Annotated in this window: 15 protein-coding genes and 1 tRNA gene; 9 read left to right on the top strand and 7 right to left on the bottom strand. The window is 73.0% G+C overall.

What is annotated here, in order from left to right; genetic code table 11:
* Positions 1 to 84: 84 nt before the first annotated feature.
* The 4 genes from tdh to VT52_RS24095 are packed head-to-tail and all read left to right on the top strand — an operon-like array spanning position 85 to position 3688.
* Positions 85 to 1113, top strand: a complete 1029-nt coding sequence (tdh, locus tag VT52_RS24080; protein ID WP_046422943.1) for an L-threonine 3-dehydrogenase — start codon at positions 85 to 87, stop codon at positions 1111 to 1113.
* Between the two features lie 47 nt (positions 1114 to 1160).
* Complete coding sequence (locus tag VT52_RS24085; protein WP_046422944.1) at positions 1161 to 2354, top strand: glycine C-acetyltransferase; 1194 nt, start codon at positions 1161 to 1163, stop codon at positions 2352 to 2354.
* Between the two features lie 31 nt (positions 2355 to 2385).
* Complete coding sequence (locus VT52_RS24090; protein ID WP_046422945.1) at positions 2386 to 3288, top strand: LysR family transcriptional regulator; 903 nt, start codon at positions 2386 to 2388, stop codon at positions 3286 to 3288.
* A 40-nt stretch (positions 3289 to 3328) separates the two neighbouring features.
* Positions 3329 to 3688, top strand: a complete 360-nt coding sequence (locus VT52_RS24095; protein ID WP_046422946.1) for an MmcQ/YjbR family DNA-binding protein — start codon at positions 3329 to 3331, stop codon at positions 3686 to 3688.
* 206 nt (positions 3689 to 3894) lie between these two features.
* Here the strand turns inward: VT52_RS24095 and VT52_RS24100 are convergent, their stop codons facing one another.
* Positions 3895 to 4806, bottom strand: a complete 912-nt coding sequence (locus VT52_RS24100; RefSeq protein WP_046422947.1) for a transketolase family protein — start codon at positions 4804 to 4806, stop codon at positions 3895 to 3897.
* Positions 4807 to 4972: 166 nt separating this feature from the next.
* Entirely contained in the window at positions 4973 to 5680 is a 708-nt protein-coding gene (locus VT52_RS24105) for a thiamine pyrophosphate-dependent enzyme (RefSeq protein ID WP_046422949.1), read from the bottom strand.
* A 126-nt stretch (positions 5681 to 5806) separates the two neighbouring features.
* Here VT52_RS24105 and VT52_RS24110 point away from each other — a divergent pair.
* The 4 genes from VT52_RS24110 to VT52_RS24125 all read left to right on the top strand — a co-directional run bounded on the left by VT52_RS24110 (position 5807) and on the right by VT52_RS24125 (position 9276).
* Positions 5807 to 5880 (top strand) — tRNA-Pro (locus VT52_RS24110).
* Positions 5881 to 6057: 177 nt separating this feature from the next.
* Positions 6058 to 7101, top strand: a complete 1044-nt coding sequence (locus tag VT52_RS24115; protein ID WP_071387636.1) for an effector-associated domain 2-containing protein — start codon at positions 6058 to 6060, stop codon at positions 7099 to 7101.
* A 126-nt stretch (positions 7102 to 7227) separates the two neighbouring features.
* Entirely contained in the window at positions 7228 to 7401 is a 174-nt protein-coding gene (locus tag VT52_RS38115) for a hypothetical protein (RefSeq protein WP_167377734.1), read from the top strand.
* A gap of 36 nt (positions 7402 to 7437) precedes the next feature.
* The gene (locus VT52_RS24125) at positions 7438 to 9276 is read left to right on the top strand and encodes an HEXXH motif domain-containing protein (protein ID WP_046420871.1); all 1839 of its coding nucleotides are present in this window, start codon (positions 7438 to 7440) and stop codon (positions 9274 to 9276) included.
* A gap of 70 nt (positions 9277 to 9346) precedes the next feature.
* On the opposite strand, the gene fxsT is transcribed toward VT52_RS24125, so the two are convergent.
* The 3 genes from fxsT to VT52_RS24140 form a co-directional block, all read right to left on the bottom strand.
* Positions 9347 to 13318 (bottom strand): FxSxx-COOH system tetratricopeptide repeat protein, encoded by a 3972-nt coding sequence (fxsT, locus tag VT52_RS24130; protein WP_053055495.1) that lies wholly within the window; start codon positions 13316 to 13318, stop codon positions 9347 to 9349.
* Positions 13319 to 13591: 273 nt separating this feature from the next.
* Entirely contained in the window at positions 13592 to 15076 is a 1485-nt protein-coding gene (locus VT52_RS24135) for a VMAP-C domain-containing protein (protein ID WP_143070908.1), read from the bottom strand.
* A gap of 130 nt (positions 15077 to 15206) precedes the next feature.
* Positions 15207 to 15515: a trypco2 family protein gene (locus VT52_RS24140; protein ID WP_046420875.1), complete on the bottom strand. Its 309-nt coding sequence runs from the start codon at positions 15513 to 15515 to the stop codon at positions 15207 to 15209.
* A gap of 286 nt (positions 15516 to 15801) precedes the next feature.
* On the opposite strand from VT52_RS24140, the gene VT52_RS24145 reads away from it, so the two are divergent.
* The gene (locus VT52_RS24145; RefSeq protein WP_107481424.1) at positions 15802 to 16491 is read left to right on the top strand and encodes a chaplin; all 690 of its coding nucleotides are present in this window, start codon (positions 15802 to 15804) and stop codon (positions 16489 to 16491) included.
* A 78-nt stretch (positions 16492 to 16569) separates the two neighbouring features.
* On the opposite strand, the gene VT52_RS24150 is transcribed toward VT52_RS24145, so the two are convergent.
* Entirely contained in the window at positions 16570 to 17367 is a 798-nt protein-coding gene (locus tag VT52_RS24150; RefSeq protein WP_046420878.1) for a COG4705 family protein, read from the bottom strand.
* A gap of 159 nt (positions 17368 to 17526) precedes the next feature.
* A complete protein-coding gene (locus VT52_RS24155; protein WP_046420881.1) occupies positions 17527 to 17946 on the bottom strand; it encodes a hypothetical protein in 420 nt (139 codons plus the stop codon).
* Positions 17947 to 18096 lie beyond the last annotated feature (150 nt).

Here is an 18096-nt window from a genome sequence, read left to right on the forward strand (position 1 = left end):
GAGTGATTCCACCTCTCTGACCCGGTGCGGGCGCGGCCCTTCGGCATGCCCGCGTACGGGACCTCACCCACAGGAGCCGCACGAGTGAAGGCGCTGGTCAAGGACAAGGCGGAGCCCGGACTCTGGCTGACCGACGTCCCGGAGCCCACCATCGGGGCCGACGACGTACTGATCAAGGTCCTGCGGACCGGTATCTGCGGCACCGACCTGCACATCCGGGCCTGGGACGGCTGGGCGCAGCAGGCGATCAGCACCCCGCTGGTGCTCGGGCACGAGTTCGTCGGGGAGGTCGTGGAGGTCGGCCGGGGCGTCACCGACGTCCAGGTCGGCGACCGGGTCAGCGGCGAGGGCCACCTGGTGTGCGGCAAGTGCCGCAATTGCCTGGCCGGGCGCCGCCATCTGTGCCGGGCCACCGTCGGTCTGGGCGTCGGCCGCGACGGCGCGTTCGCCGAGTACGTCGCTCTGCCCGCGACCAACGTCTGGGTGCACCGCGTCCCGGTCGACCTCGACGTCGCGGCGATCTTCGACCCGTTCGGCAACGCCGTGCACACCGCGCTGTCCTTCCCGCTGGTCGGCGAGGACGTCCTGATCACCGGCGCCGGCCCGATCGGCCTGATGGCCGCCGCCGTCGCCCGGCACGCGGGCGCCCGCAACGTCGTCGTCACCGACGTCAGCGAGGAGCGCCTCCAGCTGGCCCGCAAGATCGGCGTGAGCCTCGCGCTGAACGTCGCCGAGACCACGATCGCCGACGGACAGCGTGAGCTGGGGCTGCGCGAGGGCTTCGACATCGGCCTGGAGATGTCCGGCAGGCCCGAGGCGATGCGCGACATGATCGCCAACATGACGCACGGCGGCCGGATCGCCATGCTCGGCCTGCCCTCCCAGGAGTTCGCCGTCGACTGGGCCCGGATCGTCACCTCGATGATCACCATCAAGGGCATCTACGGCCGGGAGATGTTCGAGACCTGGTACGCGATGTCGGTGCTGCTGGAGGGCGGGCTCGACCTCGCTCCCGTGATCACCGGCCGCTACGACCACCGCGACTTCGAGGCGGCCTTCGCGGACGCCGCGAGCGGCAAGGGCGGCAAGATCATCCTCGACTGGACCGCGTAGGTCACCCGCTCGGCGTACGCCATCCGCATCACCTAGGAGCTTCTGTCATGTTCGAGACCGTCCGCGACGATCTGCGCACCACCCTCGACGAGATCCGCGCCGCCGGCCTGCACAAGCCCGAACGGGTCATCGGCAGCCCGCAGTCCGCGACCGTCAGCGTCACCGCCGGCGGCCGCCCCGGCGAGGTCCTCAACTTCTGCGCCAACAACTATCTCGGCCTCGCCGACCACCCCGAGGTGATCGCCGCCGCCCACGAGGCCCTGGACCGCTGGGGCTACGGCATGGCCTCCGTCCGCTTCATCTGCGGCACCCAGGAGGTGCACAAGGAACTGGAGGCGCGCCTGTCCGCGTTCCTCGGCCAGGAGGACACGATCCTCTACTCCTCCTGCTTCGACGCCAACGGCGGTGTCTTCGAGACCCTGCTCGGCGAGGAGGACGCGGTGATCTCCGACGCCCTCAACCACGCCTCCATCATCGACGGCATCCGGCTCTCCAAGGCCCGCCGCCACCGCTACGCCAACCGCGACCTCGCCGACCTGGAGGCGAAGCTCAAGGAGGCGTCCGGCGCCCGCCGACGGCTGATCGTCACCGACGGCGTGTTCTCCATGGACGGCTACGTCGCCCCGCTGAGCGAGATCTGCGACCTCGCCGACCGCTACGACGCGATGGTCATGGTCGACGACTCGCACGCCGTCGGCTTCGTCGGACCGAGCGGCCGCGGCACCCCCGAGCTGCACGGCGTGATGGACCGCGTGGACATCATCACCGGCACCCTCGGCAAGGCCCTCGGCGGCGCCTCCGGCGGTTACGTCGCCGCCCGCGCCGAGATCGTCGCCCTGCTGCGCCAGCGCTCGCGCCCGTACCTCTTCTCCAACACCCTCGCCCCGGTGATCGCCGCCGCCTCCCTCAAGGTCCTCGACCTGCTGGAGTCCGCCGACGACCTGCGGGTGCGGCTGGCCGAGAACACCGAGCTGTTCCGCTCCCGGATGACCGCGGAGGGCTTCGACGTCCTCCCCGGCGACCACGCCATCGCGCCCGTGATGATCGGCGACGCGGCGAAGGCGGGCCGCATGGCCGAACTGCTCCTGGAACGGGGCGTGTACGTGATCGGGTTCTCCTACCCGGTCGTCCCGCAGGGCCAGGCCCGCATCCGCGTCCAGCTGTCCGCCGCGCACTCCGCCGAGGACGTCAACCGCGCGGTGGACGCGTTCATCGCGGCGCGCGCGGAGCTGGCGGCCTGACCAGGGGATATCACCTGGGATAATCGGGGGCATGATCGAGGCACGGCGGCTCCACATCCTCCGTGCGGTGGCCGACCACCGCACGGTCACCGCGGCGGCCGCCGCCCTCTACCTCACCCCCTCCGCCGTCTCCCAGCAGCTGACCGCCCTGGAGCAGGAGACCGGCCACCGGCTGGTCGAGCGGGGCGCCAAGGGGGTACGGCTCACCCCGGCCGGGGAGATCCTGCTCGGCCACACCAACGTGGTCCTCGCCCAGCTGGAGCGCGCCGAGGCGGAACTCGCGGCGTACGGCTCGGGCGAGGCCGGCACGGTCACCGTGGCGGCCTTCGCGACCGGCATCGCCCAGGTCGTGGCACCCGCGCTGGCTCGCCTCGCCACCACCGCGCCCGGCATCCGCATCCGGGTGCGGGACGCGGAGGGCGACGCCAGCCTGCCGATGGTCCTCGACCGGCAGGTGGACGTGGCGGTGGCCGTCGAGTACCGGGGCGCGCCGTCCGCCGACGACCCCCGGCTCACCCATGTCCCGCTGTACGCCGAGCCGTTCGACGCCGTGGTCCCGGTCGGCCACCGGCTCGCCGACTCGGCCGAGGTACCCCTCGCCGAGCTTGCCAAGGACTCCTGGATCGGGCCCTACCCGGGCAACCCCTGCCACGACGTCGTCGTGCTCGCCTGCGAGAGCGCCGGGTTCCAGCCCCGCCTCGAACACTCCTCCGACGACTTCCGCGCCGTCGTCGCCCTCGCCTCCGCCGACGCGGGTGTCGCCCTCGTCCCGCGTTCCGCCCTGCGCGGCATGGACCTCAGCGACGTGGTCGTCCGGCCGGTCGACGGCGTGGCCCCCACCCGCCGCGTCTTCGCCGCGGTGCGCCGGGGCGCGGAGGGACATCCGCTGATCAGGCCGGTGCTGGCGGCGCTGGGCGGGGCGGCGCGGGGCTGACCACGGGGGACTGTCAGTGGTCGGCGCTACGGTGCGTGGCATGCCGGATGCCGAAGCCGTACGCCGTATCGCGCTGTCCTTCCCCGACACCACGGAGAAGACCGCCTGGAACATGCCCACCTTCCGGGTGGCCGGGAAGATGTTCGCGACCCTGCCCGAGGACGAGACGTCCGTCGCCGTGCGCTGCCCGAAGGAGGAGCGGGACGAACTGGTGCTGGCCGAGCCGGAGAAGTTCTGGATCGCGGGGCACGAGGCGCAGTTCGCCTGGATCAGGGCACGGCTCGCGACCCTGGAGGACGAGGCCGAACTCCGGGACATCCTCGCCGACTCCTGGCGCCAGGCCGCCCCACCCCGACTCCTCGAATCCCACCCGGAACTGGGCCTGCCGCCCACCCGGTGAAAATCCCGGTGGCCCGGGGAGGGAGCGTGATGGGCCGGCCGGGTGGTGAGCCTGACGCCCCGGAGGGACAGCCCGGCCCCGGCGAGCGGCCGCCGCGGTGACCAGCCTCGCCGTGGGCGGCCTGCTCCTCGTCGTCCCCGCGATACGCGGCCCGGTACGAGCGGACGCGTCCCCGGCCCCGAGCCGACTTCGTATCGCGCGCCGCTTCACACCCCGGCGCGCGCCCCCAGGAACCCCCCGATCCGCTCCCGCAGGCTCCGCGCGTCCAGGCCGTGCGCCGCGGTGTGTTCCTCGACGGTGCCGTAACGGCGCAGCTCCCGCCGGCCGACACCCAGGCCGAGGACCCGGTGCGGGAGGTCCGAGAGGGCGTCGTTCACCGCGGCGGTCGACGTGCCCGCGAGGTACGGCTCGACCACCACCACGTCCGTCCCCGCGGCGCCGGCCGCCCGGCGCAGCCCGGCCACGTCGAACGGCCGTACGGTCGTCGCGTACAGCACGGTCACGTCCATGCCCTCCGTCGCGTCCAGCACCGCGTCCAGCAGCGGGCCCACCGCGATCACCACGCCGGCCCGCCCCTCCCGTACGGTCACGAACCGCTCGCCGTCCACCGGCAGCGCCCGCCGGTTGGACTGCACCGACAGCCGTACGTACACCCGGTCGTCGCCCGCCGCGACCGCGTGGCGCAGCAGGTTCTCGGCCTCGTCGGGGTGGCCCGGCACGTGCACGGTCCAGCCGTCGAGGGTGTCCAGCAGGGCCACGTCGCCCGGCGCCATGTGGGTGAACCCGCCGGCCGGCCAGTCGAAGGAGGCGGCGGCGCTCACCAGCACCGCCCCCGTGCCCTGATGCCCGAAGTCCAGCTTGACCTGCTCGAACGGCCGCTCCACCAGAAAACTGGCGAACGTGTGGACGACGGGCCGCAGCCCGGTCAGCGCCATCCCGGCCGCGGCCCCCACCAGCAGCTGCTCGCGGATGCCGACGTTGACCACGCGCTCGGGGTGCCGGGCGACGGCCTCGTGGAAGGCGTCCTTGCCGATCTCGGCGAGGACCACCGCGACCCGCGGGTCCTCGTCCAGGAGCCGGGAGACGACGGGAGCGAAACGGTCACGCATGGTGTCCATGGAGATGCCGCCCTTTCGGAGCGTGAGGCGTGAGGGAAGACGTGAGGGAGGAGCCGGAGGGTGGGGGAGGGGCCGCGGCGCGAGGGAAAGGCCGCGGTGTCAGGGGAAGACCGGGGTGTCAGGGGAAGCCTGAGCGCGGGTTCCTCGGGGGCTCGTCGGCCGCGCTTCAGGCGTTCTTCGGCTCGACCCGGGCCACGACCACGTGCGGCCGTCCCGGATGGGGCGCAGTGAACGCCTCGTAGAGGGCCGTGTGGTCCCGCCCGTCGACGGTCGCCGCCGACCAGCCCGCGGCCTCGAACCGGGCGGCGATCCCGCCGGGGCGGGCGTGGCTGGCGGAGGAGTTGTCCACCACGACGGTGTGCAGCCGGTCCAGCCCCGCGGGCCCCGCGAAGGCGATGGCCTCGTGGTTGCTGCCCTCGTCCAGCTCGGCGTCCCCGATCAGCACCCAGACCGCCGGATCGGTGAGGCCCTGGGCCCGCAGCCCCAGCGCGGTCCCGGCGCCGATGGGCAGCCCGTGCCCGAGCGATCCGCTGCCGATCTCCGCGCCGGGCACCAGTAGCCGGTCCGGGTGGTGCCCGAGCGGCGAGTCGTACCCGCCGAACCCGGGCAGCCAGTCGACCGGCAGGAACCCCTTGGCGGCCAGCACCGCGTAGTACGCCATCGGCCCGTGCCCCTTGCTCAGCAGGAAGCGGTCCCGGCCCGGGTCCTGGGTCCGCTCCGGCGTGACGCGCAGGACCCGGTCGTAGAGCACCCACAGCACGTCGAGCGTGGAGGTGGCCGCCGGGCCGTGCTTCTCGTCCCCGCTCATGAGGCTCATCAGCCGGGGCAGGTCGGTGTACCCGTGGGTGCGGTGGTCGTCCGCTGTGATCGTCATGTACGACAGCGTGCGACCTCAACCAAACTTGAGGTCAACCCCAGGATGTCGTGCGCGATCACCGAGTCGAGTGCGGTATTGTTTCCCTGCACGTTGCGACCGGGGAAACCGCAGGTCAAACGGCAACGGGACGTGGCGCAGCTTGGTAGCGCACTTGACTGGGGGTCAAGGGGTCGCAGGTTCAAATCCTGTCGTCCCGACTCTGCGGAGTCGTAGATCAGGGCCGGTTTCGGATGTTTCCGAAGCCGGCTCTCGGTCGTTCCCGGGGAGGGCGGGGGAGACGCGTCCGCCGCCCCGACGGGCCGGAACCGGCGCCCGGGGGACCGTCGGGGGCCGGGCGCCGCGTACCCCCGGGGCCCGAGGGGTAGAGGAAGGACGTGAGGGGACCGGGGGCAGAGGGACTGGACGCGGCGCGGGTCGCCGAGGTGCTGGTGGCGGGGACGCCGGGGCGGCGGGGGTCCGGGTACCGGGTCGGGGACGAGTACGTGCTGACCGCCGCCCACGTCGTCGCGGGGACGGCATCCGCGCGGGTACGGTTCGACGCCGACCGGCCGGGGGAGTGGAGTGCCCCCGCCCGGGTCCTGCTCTCGGCCGAGGCCGCCGATGTCGCGCTGCTGGAGATCGAGGACGTACCGGCGGGGCGGGCCGGCGTCGACCCGCCGCGCTATGCCGCCGTACCCGACGCGGACGTGGTGCTGCCGTTCAGTGCGATGGGATTCCCGCGGTTCAAACTCCGCGAGGCCGCGGCCGCGCCCGGCCGCTACCGGGACTCCTGCCACGTCACCGGCACGGTCTCGGTCCTGTCCAACCTCCGCGAGGGCACCCTGGAACTCGCGGTCCAGTCGCCGCCCGCCGACCCGGAGCCGCACCGCTCCCCCTGGGAGGGCATGTCGGGCGCGCCCGTGTGGTGCGGCGGCGCGGTGATCGGCGTGGTGAGCGCCCACCACCGGGCCGACGGCCTGGGCAGGCTCGCGGCGCGACGGGTGGAGCGGTGGTACGAGGCGTTGCCCGCGGCCGACTCGCAGCGGCTCCAGCGGTACGCCGGCCTGCCGGCACGCGCCGCGCTCGGCCTCGCCGACGGCGTCGAGGGGCGCCGCCCGGCCGTCGGTCTCGCGGGGCTGCCGTCCGATGTCCCGCTGCGTGAACTCGCCGACCTGGTCGACGCGTTGACCGCCGTACCGGTGCTGCGCAGCGAGAGCGGCATGGGCCTCCTGCTGGACAGCATCAGCGACCGGGTGGCGGCCAACAGCCCCCGCGATCCCCGGCTGCGGACGGACGTCTACGGCATCGTGCGCACCTGTCTGCGCTATCCGGGCACTCTCGATCAACTCCTGGAAGCAGTAAGGCTGTTGGAAGGGCCCTCGCCCGAAGTGGACCGGGTGGACGGCGCGGCTGCCCGGCTCGCCCGGTTCTGCGGCTGACTCGATCTCGCGGCGCCGGAAGGCCGCAGGGTTGCGGGGCGTGCGGTGCTGGGTCATGCTGGTTGATACATCGATAGTGCGTAACTGATAGACACGGGAGGGGACTTGGCAGCCATGGAGCATCCGATGCCTGCCGTGGAGTCCGGTCTCGTCGATCTCTCGGGCGTCTCGCTCGAAGCGCTGCGCTCCCTGGACGGCACGCTGTTCATGGAGTCCCTGGAGAAGCTGCTGCACCACATCGACGGCCCGCAGGCCATCGCGGTGTCCTACGGCGGCCCCGGCGGCTCCCGCCTCGACTGAGCGACGAGGTGATCAGCAGGGTGCTGTGGGGGACACGTGGCCGCTGACGCCACGACGACGGGGGAACAGCCGTCGTACCACCGGCTCTCGGCAGCCGGTCTCAGGGATCTCGCGCACGGCGAGGGCGATGGCGCGGTCATGGCGGAACTGCTGCGCGCGGAGCGCAGCCGCCGGCTCCTGTTGCTGCGGGCGCTGCGGGGCGGAGTCCTCGGGGACGGCGTCGGCCCGGACGGCGTGGACTTCTTCGCCCAGGGCTGGGACCTGCTGGAACGCGCCCAGTGCCACGCACCCGAGGCGTGCGAGGAACTGCTGATGTCCCCGAACACCGGCATGTGGGTGTCGCTCGCGGTGCGCCGCGTCCGGGGGCGGGTCTACGAGGACGCGCCGCACTGGGTCGTCCTGGGGCATCTGGCCGCGCTCGCGGCAGCGGCGGCGGCGCGGGCCGGAATGGACTTCGACATCGCCGTTCCGGTGCGCCGCGGCCGGGTGCAGCTGCCCACCCTGGGATGCGCGGCCCTCACCGACCGCGAGCCGTGGGGCGCCGCCCGGGTCACGGGGCGCGACGGCCGGGTCCGGATCACCGGCGCCGGGGGCGAGGTGGCGGTCCCCGCCGGACCGGACCGGCGCGACCGCGACTGGACACCGGTGCGCCGGATGACGCTGGGGACCGGGAGCCGGGCGAAGCCCCTGGTGCTGGAGGAGCTGGACCCCTATCGCACGTTCCCCCGGCCGAGCGGGCCCAGCCCACTGCCCCCGGCGGAGGCGGCGTACTGGGAGTCGTCGCTCGCCGCGGCCTGGGACGTGCTGCTCCGAGACGAACCGGGGACGGCCGAGGCGATGCGCCGGGGTCTCATATCGGTGGCGCCGACCCCGGCGAGAGAAAGGTTTCGGCCGCATAGCAGCACGGCCGGTGACGCCTTCGGCGGCGTCACCGCGTCCCGGCCGGACGATGTCGCCCAGCTCGCCGCGACCCTCGTGCACGAGTTCCAGCACACCAAGCTGGGCGGGCTGATGCACCTGGAGCCGCTGACCGGGCCGCCCGCGGACCCCGAGGAGCCCGAAACCCTGTTCTACGCCCCCTGGCGTGACGACCCCCGCCCGCTCGGCGGACTGCTCCAGGGCATCTACGCCTTCCTCGGCGTGACCCGCTTCTGGCGCGCCCACCGGCACACCGCCGACCCGGCCTACGTCTCCCTCGCGCACTTCGAGTTCGCGCTCTGGCGCGGCCAGGTGTGGGCCACGCTCACCGCCGTGCACGGGCACGAACGGCTCACCCCGCTCGGGCGGTACGTGGTCGAGCGGCTCACCGAGCGCTGTGCCGCGTGGCTGACCGACGAGGTCCCCGCGACGCCGCTGCGCCTGGCCCAGGAGGCCGCGGCGGACCACCATGCTCGTTGGCGGGCGCACCACTTGCGCCCACCGGCCGAGGCCGTCGAGGAATCCGTCCGCGCCTGGCGGCAGGGCGCCCCCCGGCCACCGGCGGCCCTTGCCGCCGAACCCCTCCTCGTCCCCGATGCCGAGGCGGGCTTCTCGGACAGCACCGCGGTCCTGGCCCGGTACCACCTGAGCGAACCCGACGGACCCTGGCAACGCCCCGGAGCCGTCGACGGCGCCGAGACCGCCGAGGTGCGGCTGATCCTCGGTGAACACACCGAAGCCCGCGACGCGTTCATCGCCCGGCTGTCGGACAAGGAGGCACCCGTCTCCGCCTGGCCGGGGCTCGGCCGCTCCCTCGCGGCCGAGCCGGCCCGGCGAGCCGCCGCGGACCTCCTCCTCCAGCACCCCGAGCGTGCCCGCGCCGTGCAGGACGCCATAGCGGTGGCGACGGGCCGCCGCGCGGATCCGGTACGGCTGGCGGCCTGGCTGGGAGCATGAGGCGGGGAGCCGGCGGCCCCGGAAGAGGGTGACGTGGGGGCCCGCGGCGCGGCGGCGCCCCCACTCCCCGTCACAGCGGCAGCGGATCGATGTCGCAGTTGGCCCGCTCACGCTCCCGGAACTGCACCGTCGCCGGGTGCCGCGTCCCCGAGTCCGCCTGGAGGCGCGGGGCGTCAAGGACGCGCTCCATGCGGATCAGGGTGTCCTCGCGCAGCGGCCCGCACTCGGCCGCCGCGCCGGTCGCGAGGAGGTCCAGGGACAGGTTGGCGGCGCAGGCGAGCGTGGTCGGGTGGTCCTCGCCGAAGGAGACCCGGCACAGGGCGAGCGTCTCCTCGCCGCGACGCCGTGCCTCCTCGTGGTGGCCGAGGGCGGCCAGGTCACTGGCCAGGTTGATGGCGCAGACCAGGGACAGGGGATGCGCCGCGCCGAGCCGGTCGGTGAGTGAACGCAGCGCGGCCTCGTCCAGACGCCGTGCCTCCTCGGGCTGGCCGAGCAGCCGCAGGGTGACGGCGAGGTCGACATCCGCGGACAGGACGTGCGGGTGGTGCGGGTCGTAGATCTGCCGGTAGCCCTCGCACGCGGTGAGGCCCCTCGTCCGCGCCGCCTGGAGATCGCCGTTCTGCCGCAGCGCGATCGACAGGGCCAGGGCCGAGGCGAGCGACTGGGGATGGGTCTCGCCGTAGCGGCGGGTGAAGTGGGCGTGTGCCTCGGCGGCCAGCTCCAGTGACCGGGCGTGGTCCCCCGCTTTGCGGGACGCTTCGCTGAGCTGGCGCTTCGCCTCGACCGTGGCCGGGTTGTTCTGGCCGAACACGTTCTCGTAGGCGTTGAGCACGGACTCCTGAAGGGCGAGCGCCCTGACGTAGTCACCGATCTCGCGGGTGTCGATGGCGACGTGGTGCTCGGAGTGCAGGGTCCGCCGGTCCTCCCGGCCGTACAGCCGCAGTTTCAGGCTCAGCACCTGTCGGTCCAGTTCCAGCGCGCCGCTGAAGTCACCCATCAGGCGCAGGCTGACGCAGAGGTTGTGCGAGACGCTGAGTGTGGTCGGGTCGTCCTCGCCGAAGGCCCGGTGCGCCCGGTCGTACGCGATCCGGTCCAGCTCGGCGCCGGCCGCGAACCTGCCCTCCACGCGCCGCACGGCCGCCTCCAGCTGGAGCGTGTCGATCGCGTCCTCCCGGGTGTCCTCGCCGTCCGCCGGCGCGGTGCGCTCGTACACCTCCCTCAGGTGGTTCACCAGCCGTGCCGAGTCGTCGAAGCGGCCCACCACCCAGTACATGAAGCAGAGCCACTGCCCCATCAGCAGGGTCTGCTGGTCCTCCTCGCCGAAGATGTCCAGCCACGACTTCCACGCCTGCTCGGAGAAGTCGAGCGCCACCTCGTGATCGCCCCACCAGTACAGGTACCTGGCGATGTTGCTGACCAGCTGCCGTACCCAGGGCTGGTCGGACCTGATCGCGTCAGCGGCGATGGCATGGCTGTAGAGCTCCGCGTACCGGGGCCAGCTGGAGGGCTCGGACGGCGTCTTGGGGTCCGCGGCCGCCAGCAGGGTGTGCGCCCCGTGCCGCATCCGTGTCTGTTCCTCCGGCGACATACGGTTGTTGAGGACCAGCTGCACCAGGCGGTGCATCTCGATGGAGTTCGTACGGTGGTCGATCCGCGCCAGCGAGTACCGGTTGACCTCCCTTATGGCGCGGGCGAGCCGCATCGGGTCGTTCAGCGCGGCGTCCAGCTCGGGGAAGATGCTGCTGTTTCCGAGGCCGGAGAAGATCGAGCGGGAGATCGGGTCGGGCGCGAAGTAGGAGCACAGCTGGAGCAGGCGCAGGGCGGCGGGGCTGCGGGTCTCCAGGTGGTCCAGGGAGACGTTCCAGGCGGCGGCGACGGGGAGCTGGTAGTCCGGCGGCGGGGCCACCTCCAGCAGCTCCATGCGCTTGTTCTCGAACAGCCGCAGGTACTCGGACGCCGGCATCCCGGTCTCCGCCCGCCAGGCCGCGGCCTGTTCGAGGGCCAGCGGCAGATCGCCCAGCGCCTCGGCCAGCGCGTCGGCCTCCTCCTCGCGCAGCGGCGGGCCCGAGCGGCGCAGCAGCTCCTTGCTCTCCTCGCGGGTGAACACGTCCACCTCGAGGGAGCCGCCCACCTGCCCCCAGCGCCGGTTGCGGGAGGTGACGAGAATGGTGCCGTGCCCGCCCTGCGGGAAGTAATGGCGCACCTGTTCGGGGTTGTCGGCGTTGTCGAAGATGAGCAGCCAGCGCGCGTAGGGCCGGCCCTCCCGCAGCGCCTCCCGGACGGCCGGGCCCGCGATGTTGGCCTCGGTGGTCGTCACCAGGCCCAGCCGCTGGGCCAGTTCCACCAGCGCCTGGCCGATCTGTCCGGGCCGTTCCGAGGGGATCCACCACACGATGTCGTACTCGGACTGGTGCCGGTAGGCGTACTCGATCGCGAGCTGGGTCTTGCCGACGCCGCCCATGCCGTGGATCGCCTCCGGCAGCACCGTGGTGGTGCCCTCCCGAAGCCGCTGGTCGAGCAGTTCGAGCAACGCGTCGCGCCCGGTGAAGTTGGGGTTGCGCGGCGGTAGGTTCCCCCAGACGCGCGGCTGCGCGGTGCGCTCTCCCTCCGCGGTCTCCTGAGGCGGTGTCGGCATCGATGAGGCTCCTTCGGAAACGGTCCGGGATCGCGGCCCGGCGGCGGGCCCGCCCGCGTCGGCGGCCGGGGCGGACGGCGCGGATCCCGTGGATGTGCGGCGCGTCTTGTCCAGGGTGAACTTCTCCAGGCTGACTGCGTAGCGCCGATCGTGCCAGCTCAGCACCTTGGCCAGCATCGCGGCACGCTGGTCGTACCGCCCCGACAGGGCGCGCAGCGCGGTCAGCTCCACCCGGAGGAAGACGATGTTGCGGCTGTTGACGCCGGGCATGGCCAGCGTGTCCAGCGGTTCGTCGGGGGCGGGCAGCAGGGAACGGGTCGCCTCGGCACGGGCCAATAACCCCCGGACGTCGTACAGCACCCGGGCGGTCGCGCTGCGGCGCCCCAGCGCCAGCAGTTCCTCGCGTACATCGGGCGCGAAGTCGAACACCACGTCCGTCGGGCCGTCACCGCGCGCCGGTACAGGCCGTACCAGACCGCTCATCAGCAGCTCGGAGACGTGCACCGGGCCCGCGTCCGGCGTGGCGGCGACGAGCGACCGGATGACGGGCAGGCTCAGCGGCGCGGCGGCCAGCCGGGTCGCCAGGGTGAACGCCGTCGGGCTGGCAGCGGCCCGGAAATCGGAGACGCGTTCGGCGGCGGGCACCGGGCTGTGCGGATCGGGCACGTCCTGCGCCCAGGGCAGGGCACGTGCCGCGTCGGGCCTGCTCTTCCACTCCCGTGCCTGCACGGCGGCCAGATCCAGCCACTCGGATTCGGCGCCGGAGACCAGCCGGAGCAGCACGGCCGCCCACCGCTCGGACAGCGCCAGCACCGGTACGGCGACGGGGGCGGACGCCTCCGCCTCCGTGTCCTGTCCCCCGTCCTCCCCCGAACCGGCCGGGGTCTCGCGCTCGGCCCAGCTCCAGGCGCTGTTGGCCGCCCACGGGCGCGGGGAGCGCACGCGTACCCGGGACACGTCGAGGCCGGTGCGGAACCACAGGTGCGGGGGCAGCAGATGGGCCACGGCGACCGGTTGCGCGCGTCCCCATTCGCGCAGCAGCGGATGCACGGTGCCCAGGCGCCAGCCGGTCGCGATGCCGTCGGTCAGCACCAGTACCACCCGGCGCACGCCCACGCCCGGCGCGCCCAGCGGCTCCTCGGCGCGCACCTGCGCCGGGTCCGGCTCGTCGGTGCCCAGCAGCCGCACCACCCACGTCCGGGTGAACCGCCCCGCCCGCTCCAGTTCCTCGACCAGATCACCCTGGACGGCCCCGTCCCACACCCGCATCGTGGGATGCGCGTCGACGACGAGCACCGCCTCCACCGGATGCGTCCCGCCCTCCCGGCCGAGCCGGCTCAGCACACGGGCGGCCTCCCGGCGGGCCCGCGCGGCCTTGGCCGGCCGCTGTTCGTCGTCATCGTGCATGGGTGCTCTCAAGGCGCCGTAGTGACGGTGAGAGTGCTGTGGAGTCCCGCAGACTCCAGGCATGCGTGACATCCACGCTCCAAGCCTGGCAGCGTGGGCACCCCCGAAGCAAGGACGCACGGGAGCACGCGGACGGTGTACGCCGCGGCATGGCGGGAGCAGGGCGGCGGACGGGGGACGGACGCGCGCCGGTGGAATCACGCTGGTGCATGTCGGGCACCCCCACTCACGACGCGCGGACGGTCGGTGGACACGCGGACCCGGCCGGCCGGCTCACGGCTTCACCGGCGCGTGCGCGGGCCCCGGTGGCTCGGGCTTGCGCTCCGGATCGTCGAGCAGGATCGCCAGATGGCGCCCCACATGGTTGTCCCACCCCTCCGGCCCCATGGCCAGTGCCTCCTTGCGCCAACGTCCGGTCCGCTCCAGCAGCCCGGCCAGCCCCCGGTCCTGCACGATCTCGGCCACCGCCTCCTTGAAGGCGGGATCCGAGCAGTCGCCGCGGTGCCAGATCATGGCCGGAACTCCCGCCCGCAGCCCCGCCAGATACTCCTGGCGGCTGATGGCGGAGTCCGTGCCGGGCGGCTCGCTGAGGACCAGGCAGACGGCCCGCTCGTCCTCCTTCAGCTCCCGCTCCAGGTGGAAGTGCGAGTGGCCGGGGCGGTTCCAGTACGAGTGCGTCTCCGCCGGACGCTCCTTGAGCTGGCGCCACTTGTTGTGCCAGGGCCGGTGCCATGCGGCCTTGCGCAGCCGTTCGAAACTGCGGATGAGGACCGTGTAGTCCATCACCAGGGGAGTGGGCGAGGCGGAGTCCGCCTCCTTGTGCCACCACTCGACCGGTTCCCCCAACAGCTCCCACGGAAGGATGAATTCGAGTACGACGGGTTGCCGCAGGTCCGACCAGCGTTCCTCGGTCTGCTCGATGAGCGTGTCCACCTCGGCCGGCAGGTCGTCGCGGTGCAGGTGCAGCGTCTCGCCGGGCACGGGGTGCCAGCTCTCCGCGTCCGACTGGCGCCAGTGGGAGAGGTAGTACCGGTCGGGGTCGACCCCGTCCGGCTCGAATTGGATCATCAGATAAGCAGGCATGAGTGAGACCGGCTGATCGGTGATGCTGTCGTGCTGCCACTCGGCCATCTGGTCCTCGAAGCCCCAGGCGCGGGCCTGTCTGCGGTTCCAGCGCCGCAGCCGCTCGGCGGCCTCCCGCAGTCCGTCCTCGACCAGCTGGTCCGCGGCCAGCGACAGGAACGCCATGCTCACGGGCAGTTCCCGTGCCGCCGAGTTGCCGCCGGCCAGGCGTAAGAACACCGCCCAGCCCGTGTCGCACCAGGCGGGCAGCTCCTGGGTGCGGGAGCGGCTCGCCCGGCGCGCCATCGCCGCGAGCGTCGCCGAGGAGCGCAGTTCCATCAGGTCGGGGCGCAGCGGGTGCAGGTCGGCGCCGTCGAAGAAGTCGACCGCCTCCCACTCGTCCACCAGGCGGAGCAACGCCAGCACGGTGACGGACCGCTCCTCCACATAGCCGAGGCAGCGCACCAGGCAGGGCAGTCCGTCGGGGATCCGTGTGCACGTCTCCACCAGCTGGAGCAGGTACGGGCGCAGCGTTCTGTTCCGCAACGGCTCCACGGGCGCGCCCAGTTCCTGGCTCAGCATGGTCACCAGCAGGTCGGCACTGGCCGGGTGCCGCAGGGTGGCCGATTCCTGGAGCGCGTCGACGACCTTGGCCACCAATTCGTTGCGAACCCGCGCGGGGTTCCGTCCTTCCACCCCCGTGACCTCCGATCGTCACCTGCCGCCGGTTCTCTCCCACTGACGGTGCCGACCAGCGTACGGCCGGCCGTCCCGCCACGTCAGCGTGTCGGGACAGCGCGGCGGCCGTACCGCCTCGGCGCCCCGGTCAGCGTTCTCCCTCTTCTTCCTCCCCCGAGATGAGCACCTTCACGTGTGTGCCGTCCGGCGCGACGAGTCTCGGGTGCAGGGCGAGGCGGATCCGATGGGTGCGCGAGGACTCCGACTGCCCCTCGGCACCGGCCTCCACCACCCAGAACCGCACCTTCGCGCCGACCCCGCCCTTGCGGCTCACCACGACGTCCGCCTCGACCTCGACGGTCCCGAGCTCGAACCGCACGATTCCGGACGGACCCTCGGCCAGGGCGGCGTTCAGCTCCTGGCCCAACTCCCTGATCATTTCCGCCAGTTCGATCACATGCCGATCCTATCGGGCCGGACGTCCCGATGGGGTGTGAAAGAGCGTCAGATCTTCGTGCCCCGGCGTCGCGCCGGCCCGCCGGGCGGGGCCTGCCGGAGAGCCGGCGGGCGATCCGCGGCGACGTTCTTCGTACGACCGGACATGCATAGTTGACCGCCGTGAGGAGCAGCGATCGTGGCATATACCGGCCGAATGATTGACAAGCCATAACTCACCTGTTTTTCCGGGCGTTCACCTCCGTGCGGGCGAGTGCCCGCGCTCAAGTCTGGAAGGCAGGGAACCTATGAAACGGGTTACCCGAAACGGTGTGATCGCCCTCGTGGCCGCCTCGGGTGCGATCGCTGTGGCGGGGCCGGTGTACGCCGACTCCACGGCGGACGGCGCCGCGGTCGGCTCACCGGGGCTGATCTCCGGCAACGGGATCCAGCTCCCGGTGCACGTTCCGGTGAACGTGTGCGGGGACACGGTGAACGTGGTGGGGCTCCTCAACCCCGCGATGGGCAACAGCTGCGCCAACACGGGCGGCGGCGGTACCACCGGCGGCGCGGTCAACGGGGGCGGGGCCACGGCGGCCTCGGCCGAGCAGGGCTCGCCGGGGGCGGTGTCCGGCAACGGCGTGCAGCTGCCGATCGATCTGCCGGTGAACATCAGCGGCGACAGCGTCAACGTGGTGGGGCTCCTCAACCCCGTCTTCGGCAACCACTCCGAGAACACGTCGAGCACCCAGGCCACGCAGCCGGTGACGCCGCCGCGGGCCACCCCGCCGGTGCACACCGCGCCGCCGGTCCACCCGCAGCCGCAGGTGCCGCCCGCGCGCACGGCCCCCGAGCCGCCCGCGGCCGCGCACCGGCCGACGGGCGCCCTCGCCCACACGGGCGCCGACGGCACCCTCACGGCCGCGTTCGCGGGCGCCGCCTCGCTGGCCGGCGGAGCGGCCCTGTACCGGCGCTTCCGCGCGGGAGCCGCGCGCTGATCCGCACCGCTCGGCACAGCGGGAAGGCCCCGCGGGACACGTCCCGCGGGGCCTTCCCGTCAGCGGCGGAGGACTCCGTCAGACGGCAACCCGGCTGTCCCGCCGCGACACCGCGAGGAAGGCCACGAACGCGACGATCGCCACGGTCCAGGACAGGGTCACCGGACCCAGCCCCCAGTCGAGGCCGCCCCGCCCGGTCGGAACGGCCATCCAGTCCGCGAGGGAGGCGCCGAGCGGGCGCGTGATGACGTACGCAGCCCAGAACGCGGCCACCGCGCCGAGGACGCCGCCGCGGTGGGCGAGGGCCGGGACCGCGATGGCCACCGCGAACAGGACGACCGAGCCCAGGTATCCGAGGCCGATGCTCGCGGTGAGGTCGCCCGCCGCGGTGCCCAGGGCGAAGGTGGCGAGCACGGCCGCCCAGTAGAAGCCCTCGCGGCGGCGGGTGCGCACGGTGTGGATCGACAGGGTGCGCTCACTGACGTACCAGAGCGCGAAGACGGCCGCGAGGGCGATGAGGAAGAGCGGGGTGGAGAGGGTGTACGGCACGCCGAGACCCACGTGGAGCACGTCCGCGGCCATGGTGCCGAACACGCTGACCATGACGATGGCCGTCCAGTAGATCCACGCCACGTACCGGCGGACGGCGAACTGGAGCACGAGCGCGGCGACGAACGCGAGACCGCCGAGGCCGACCGCGGGGATCGGTCCCAGCACCTTGGCGAGGAGGTCGGAAGCGGTCTCGCCCATCCCGGTGGTGAGGACCTTGACGATCCAGAAGTAGACGGTGACCTCCGGCACCTTGCTCGCGCTCTCGCGCAGGCGCGCGCGTACGGGGCTTTCGGGCCGGTGATCGAGGACGTGCTCTGTGCTCATGCCCCGCACCCTCGCACGCGTGCGGGACCCCCTCCCAGCCCCCTTTGCCATTGTTTTTGTCGCTTCTTGTACAGCTGTTGTCCGCGTCTTACCGAAACTGCGGGCGATCTGTGAGGTGTGACGGAATCCCTGGTCAGCGCGGTGTACTGCCGGCGGCGATCAGCCGTCGGCCGAGGGCGTCCCGAAGTGCGTGCCCGTGAAGTCGCGCCCCTGGATCACCGGCGCCGAGAACGTGCCGCCCGAGATGGAGTTGTGGACGTCCCCGCTCGTGAGGCCGACCCGCCGGGCCGCCTCGTCCCAGCCTCGCAGCCGCTGCTCGAACTCCGCGTCGGCGGCGGCTCGTCGGGACAGTGCGGCGCTCAGCGCCCGCGCCGCCGCCGCGTCGCCAGGGTCGGCGGCCAGCCTGGCCAGCTCCGCCTCTCCCGATCCCCCGGGCGCCGATCCCTCCGGCGCCACCGCGTCGCCGCGCCGGAACGGGCGTCGCACCAACTCCCCGAGCGCGGTCCACGCCTGGCGGCCCAGCTCGCCGCCGGCCCCTCCCGCCAGAGCCGTCAGCAGCCCCATCGACACCGGATCCATGCGCGACATCCCCCCGTCCCGTCCCGTCCCGTCCTACCGGCACCTCCACTGTGCGGGGCGCACGCGCCGCCTTCAAGAGTGTCACCTTGCCGCCGGATGGCCGGGAATGTCTCCCGGCCGCATACGGCACGCGGTCTCGGGGGTAGAGCC

The organism is Streptomyces malaysiense (assembly GCF_000980885.2).
Classification (GTDB): domain Bacteria; phylum Actinomycetota; class Actinomycetes; order Streptomycetales; family Streptomycetaceae; genus Streptomyces; species Streptomyces malaysiense.

Coding starts and splice junctions, on each gene's coding strand:
- fxsT (WP_053055495.1), bottom strand. CDS start 13,318: ATGCACGATGACGACGAACAGCGGCCGGCCAAGGCCGCGCGGGCCCGC.
- VT52_RS24095 (WP_046422946.1), top strand. CDS start 3,329: ATGCCGGATGCCGAAGCCGTACGCCGTATCGCGCTGTCCTTCCCCGAC.
- VT52_RS24155 (WP_046420881.1), bottom strand. CDS start 17,946: ATGGATCCGGTGTCGATGGGGCTGCTGACGGCTCTGGCGGGAGGGGCC.
- VT52_RS24105 (WP_046422949.1), bottom strand. CDS start 5,680: ATGACGATCACAGCGGACGACCACCGCACCCACGGGTACACCGACCTG.
- VT52_RS24100 (WP_046422947.1), bottom strand. CDS start 4,806: ATGGACACCATGCGTGACCGTTTCGCTCCCGTCGTCTCCCGGCTCCTG.
- VT52_RS24145 (WP_107481424.1), top strand. CDS start 15,802: ATGAAACGGGTTACCCGAAACGGTGTGATCGCCCTCGTGGCCGCCTCG.
- VT52_RS38115 (WP_167377734.1), top strand. CDS start 7,228: ATGCCTGCCGTGGAGTCCGGTCTCGTCGATCTCTCGGGCGTCTCGCTC.
- VT52_RS24085 (WP_046422944.1), top strand. CDS start 1,161: ATGTTCGAGACCGTCCGCGACGATCTGCGCACCACCCTCGACGAGATC.
- VT52_RS24090 (WP_046422945.1), top strand. CDS start 2,386: ATGATCGAGGCACGGCGGCTCCACATCCTCCGTGCGGTGGCCGACCAC.
- VT52_RS24150 (WP_046420878.1), bottom strand. CDS start 17,367: ATGAGCACAGAGCACGTCCTCGATCACCGGCCCGAAAGCCCCGTACGC.